Raw genomic sequence first — 5,082 nt, 5'->3', positions numbered from 1 at the left:
AAACACACTGGTTATAGGATCAAGCCTTACGGGCAATTAGTATCAGTTAGCTCAATGCATTACTGCACTTACACACCTGACCTATCAACGTCCTGGTCTGGAACGACCCTTCAAGGGGCTCGAAGCCCCGGGGATATCTCATCTTAAGGCGAGTTTCCCGCTTAGATGCTTTCAGCGGTTATCTCTTCCGAACATAGCTACCCGGCGATGCCACTGGCGTGACAACCGGTACACCAGAGGTTCGTCCACTCCGGTCCTCTCGTACTAGGAGCAGCCCCCTTCAAATATCCAACGCCCACGGCAGATAGGGACCAAACTGTCTCACGACGTTTTAAACCCAGCTCACGTACCTCTTTAAATGGCGAACAGCCATACCCTTGGGACCGGCTACAGCCCCAGGATGAGATGAGCCGACATCGAGGTGCCAAACACCGCCGTCGATATGAACTCTTGGGCGGTATCAGCCTGTTATCCCCAGAGTACCTTTTATCCGTTGAGCGATGGCCCTTCCATACAGAACCACCGGATCACTATGACCTGCTTTCGCACCTGCTCGACTTGTCGGTCTCGCAGTTAAGCACGCTTATGCCATTGCACTATCAGCACGATTTCCGACCGTACCTAGCGTACCTTCGTACTCCTCCGTTACGCTTTGGGAGGAGACCGCCCCAGTCAAACTGCCTACCATGCACTGTCCCCGACCCGGATCACGGGCCAAGGTTAGAACCTCAAACAAACCAGGGTGGTATTTCAAGGACGGCTCCACCAGGACTGGCGTCCTGGTTTCATAGCCTCCCACCTATCCTACACAGATCGGTTCAAAGTCCAATGCAAAGCTACAGTAAAGGTTCATGGGGTCTTTCCGTCTAGCCGCGGGGAGATTGCATCATCACAAACACTTCAACTTCGCTGAGTCTCGGGAGGAGACAGTGTGGCCATCGTTACGCCATTCGTGCAGGTCGGAACTTACCCGACAAGGAATTTCGCTACCTTAGGACCGTTATAGTTACGGCCGCCGTTTACCGGGACTTCAATCAAGAGCTTGCACCCCATCATTTAATCTTCCGGCACCGGGCAGGCGTCACACCCTATACGTCCACTTTCGTGTTTGCAGAGTGCTGTGTTTTTATTAAACAGTCGCAGCCACCAGTTTATTGCAACCCTTTCACCCTCCTGGCGCAGGCCAGTCAAGCTACAAGGGCGTACCTTATCCCGAAGTTACGGTACCAATTTGCCGAGTTCCTTCTCCCGAGTTCTCTCAAGCGCCTTAGAATACTCATCTCGCCCACCTGTGTCGGTTTGCGGTACGGTCACTGTCAGACTGAAGCTTAGAGGCTTTTCTTGGAACCACTTCCAATTGCTTCGCTCCCTAGAGAGCTCGCGCCACACCCTTGAATTACGCGCCCGGATTTGCCTAAGCGCCTTCTCCAATGCAGCGACCGGGACGTCCAACACCCGGACAACCTTCCGCGATCCGTCCCCCCATCGCATCTAACAATGGTGCAGGAATATTGACCTGCTTCCCATCAGCTACGCATTTCTGCCTCGCCTTAGGGGCCGACTCACCCTACGCCGATGAACGTTGCGTAGGAAACCTTGGGCTTACGGCGAGGGGGCTTTTCACCCCCTTTATCGCTACTCATGTCAGCATTCGCACTTCCGATACCTCCAGCATGCCTTTCGACACACCTTCGCAGGCTTACGGAACGCTCTCCTACCACACGTGCCTAAGCACGTATCCGCAGCTTCGGTGACTGGCTTGAGCCCCGTTACATCTTCCGCGCAGGACGACTCGATCAGTGAGCTATTACGCTTTCTTTAAAGGGTGGCTGCTTCTAAGCCAACCTCCTGACTGTTTTAGCCTTCCCACTTCGTTTCCCACTTAGCCAATCTTTGGGACCTTAGCTGGCGGTCTGGGTTGTTTCCCTCTTGACACCGGACGTTAGCACCCGATGTCTGTCTCCCGTGATTGCACTCTTCGGTATTCGGAGTTTGCTATGGCGTAGTAATCCGCAATGGACCCCACAACCATGACAGTGCTCTACCCCCGAAGGTGATACACGAGGCACTACCTAAATAGTTTTCGGAGAGAACCAGCTATTTCCAAGTTTGTTTAGCCTTTCACCCCTATCCACAGCTCATCCCCTAACTTTTCAACGTTAGTGGGTTCGGTCCTCCAGTACGTGTTACCGCACCTTCAACCTGGCCATGGATAGATCACTTGGTTTCGGGTCTACGCCCAGCAACTGATCGCCCTGTTCGGACTCGCTTTCGCTACGCCTGCCTTAATCAGTTAAGCTCGCTACTGAACGTAAGTCGCTGACCCATTATACAAAAGGTACGCCGTCACCCTCTTTCAAAGGCTCCGACTGTTTGTATGCATGCGGTTTCAGGATCTATTTCACTCCCCTCCCGGGGTTCTTTTCGCCTTTCCCTCACGGTACTGGTTCACTATCGGTCGATCACGAGTATTTAGCCTTGGAGGATGGTCCCCCCATCTTCAGACAGGATTTCACGTGTCCCGCCCTACTTGTCGTACACCTAGTTCTTTCACGCTGTTTTCGTCTACAGGGCTATCACCTGCTATGGCCGCACTTTCCAGAGCGTTCGACTAACAATGCAAATAAAGAGTACAGGCTCTTCCCATTTCGCTCGCCACTACTTTGGGAATCTCGGTTGATTTCTTTTCCTGCGGTTACTTAGATGTTTCAGTTCACCGCGTTCGCTCCACATGACCTATGTATTCAGTCACGGGTACTCCATAAGGAGTGGGTTTCCCCATTCGGATATCGGAGGATCAAAGCTCGTTTGCCAGCTCCCCTCCGCTTTTCGCAGGCTACCGCGTCCTTCATCGCCTGTGATCGCCAAGGCATCCACCACATGCACTTGTTCGCTTGACCCTATAACGAGTGTGTCTCACGACTCACTGGTCATAGGCTGAGTATTCGCGTGTCGGTCCACGTTAGTGCTTTAGCACTTACGTGGAGCCCACACTACGTGTGTGCCGTATTCCAAAGCAATCTTTCGATCACCTTTTCATACTTGATACAATCACTACCCTGAGCAGTTAATTGCGCCCATCTCTAAGCGCTTTCGCTACTCTCTTTACTACTTCTTCCAGATTGTTAAAGAACGTTTAGCCGACCGGCGTACTTCATTGCCTTCGACATCAACTGGCTTCAATCGCCAATGCACAGCACTTCACGAAGCACTGTGCATTGAGGACTTTTGGTGGAGGATGACGGGATCGAACCGACGACCCCCTGCTTGCAAAGCAGGTGCTCTCCCAGCTGAGCTAATCCCCCGTGTCTTGCTTGACATGGTGGGTCTGGTTGGATTCGAACCAACGACCCCCGCCTTATCAAGACGGTGCTCTAACCGACTGAGCTACAGACCCAAAGCCTGTTTCTTGAACCACAGCCGATAAGCGTGAGCGCTTGGATGCTCGGGTAGTGCTACCCAGTGCGAAGCTCGAGAAAGGAGGTGATCCAGCCGCACCTTCCGATACGGCTACCTTGTTACGACTTCACCCCAGTCATGAATCCCACCGTGGTAAGCGCCCTCCTTGCGGTTAGGCTACCTACTTCTGGTGAAACCCACTCCCATGGTGTGACGGGCGGTGTGTACAAGACCCGGGAACGTATTCACCGCGGCATGCTGATCCGCGATTACTAGCGATTCCAGCTTCACGCAGTCGAGTTGCAGACTGCGATCCGGACTACGATCGGTTTTCTGGGATTGGCTCCACCTCGCGGCTTGGCAACCCTCTGTTCCGACCATTGTATGACGTGTGAAGCCCTACCCATAAGGGCCATGAGGACTTGACGTCATCCCCACCTTCCTCCGGTTTGTCACCGGCAGTCTCCCTAGAGTGCTCTTGCGTAGCAACTAAGGACAAGGGTTGCGCTCGTTGCGGGACTTAACCCAACATCTCACGACACGAGCTGACGACAGCCATGCAGCACCTGTGCGCCGGTTCTCTTTCGAGCACATCCACCTCTCAGCGGACTTCCGACCATGTCAAGGGTAGGTAAGGTTTTTCGCGTTGCATCGAATTAATCCACATCATCCACCGCTTGTGCGGGTCCCCGTCAATTCCTTTGAGTTTTAATCTTGCGACCGTACTCCCCAGGCGGTCAACTTCACGCGTTAGCTACGTTACTAAGGAAATGAATCCCCAACAACTAGTTGACATCGTTTAGGGCGTGGACTACCAGGGTATCTAATCCTGTTTGCTCCCCACGCTTTCGTGCATGAGCGTCAGTATTGGCCCAGGGGGCTGCCTTCGCCATCGGTATTCCTCCACATCTCTACGCATTTCACTGCTACACGTGGAATTCTACCCCCCTCTGCCATACTCAAAGCTTGCCAGTCACCAATGCAGTTCCCAGGTTGAGCCCGGGGATTTCACATCGGTCTTAACAAACCGCCTGCGCACGCTTTACGCCCAGTAATTCCGATTAACGCTCGCACCCTACGTATTACCGCGGCTGCTGGCACGTAGTTAGCCGGTGCTTATTCTTCCGGTACCGTCATCCTCCATCCATATTAGGGACGAAGTTTTCTTTCCGGACAAAAGTGCTTTACAACCCGAAGGCCTTCTTCACACACGCGGCATTGCTGGATCAGGGTTGCCCCCATTGTCCAAAATTCCCCACTGCTGCCTCCCGTAGGAGTCTGGGCCGTGTCTCAGTCCCAGTGTGGCTGGTCGTCCTCTCAGACCAGCTACAGATCGTCGCCTTGGTAGGCCTTTACCCCACCAACTAGCTAATCTGCCATCGGCCGCCCCTATAGCGCGAGGTCCGAAGATCCCCCGCTTTCTCCCTCAGGTCGTATGCGGTATTAATCCGGCTTTCGCCGGGCTATCCCCCACTACAGGACACGTTCCGATGTATTACTCACCCGTTCGCCACTCGCCACCAGGGTTGCCCCCGTGCTGCCGTTCGACTTGCATGTGTAAGGCATGCCGCCAGCGTTCAATCTGAGCCAGGATCAAACTCTTCAGTTCAATACCTGTTACTGTTTTCGGTCTCTTTCGAAACCGGTCGCTCACTCAACGTACTGACGATGATTAATCCGTCC

At 53.5% G+C, this 5,082-nt stretch carries 2 tRNA genes and 2 rRNA genes; all 4 read right to left on the bottom strand.

Annotated features, from left to right (window positions below):
* Nucleotides 1–15: 15 nt before the first annotated feature.
* The 4 genes from QCE62_RS34800 to QCE62_RS34785 all read right to left on the bottom strand — a co-directional run bounded on the left by QCE62_RS34800 (nt 16) and on the right by QCE62_RS34785 (nt 5,008).
* Nucleotides 16–2,900 (bottom strand): 23S ribosomal RNA (locus QCE62_RS34800).
* Between the two features lie 329 nt (nt 2,901–3,229).
* Nucleotides 3,230–3,305 (bottom strand) — tRNA-Ala (locus QCE62_RS34795).
* 15 nt (nt 3,306–3,320) lie between these two features.
* Nucleotides 3,321–3,397, bottom strand: a tRNA-Ile gene (locus tag QCE62_RS34790).
* A gap of 79 nt (nt 3,398–3,476) precedes the next feature.
* Nucleotides 3,477–5,008: ribosomal RNA gene (locus QCE62_RS34785) — 16S ribosomal RNA — on the bottom strand.
* Together the 16S and 23S rRNA genes with 2 tRNA genes alongside form the textbook arrangement of a ribosomal RNA operon.
* Nucleotides 5,009–5,082 lie beyond the last annotated feature (74 nt).

The organism is Caballeronia sp. LZ033 (assembly GCF_031451265.1).
GTDB lineage: Bacteria > Pseudomonadota > Gammaproteobacteria > Burkholderiales > Burkholderiaceae > Caballeronia.
Note: the sequence above shows the minus strand (reverse complement) of the source record. Positions and strands in the feature narration are given on the sequence as shown.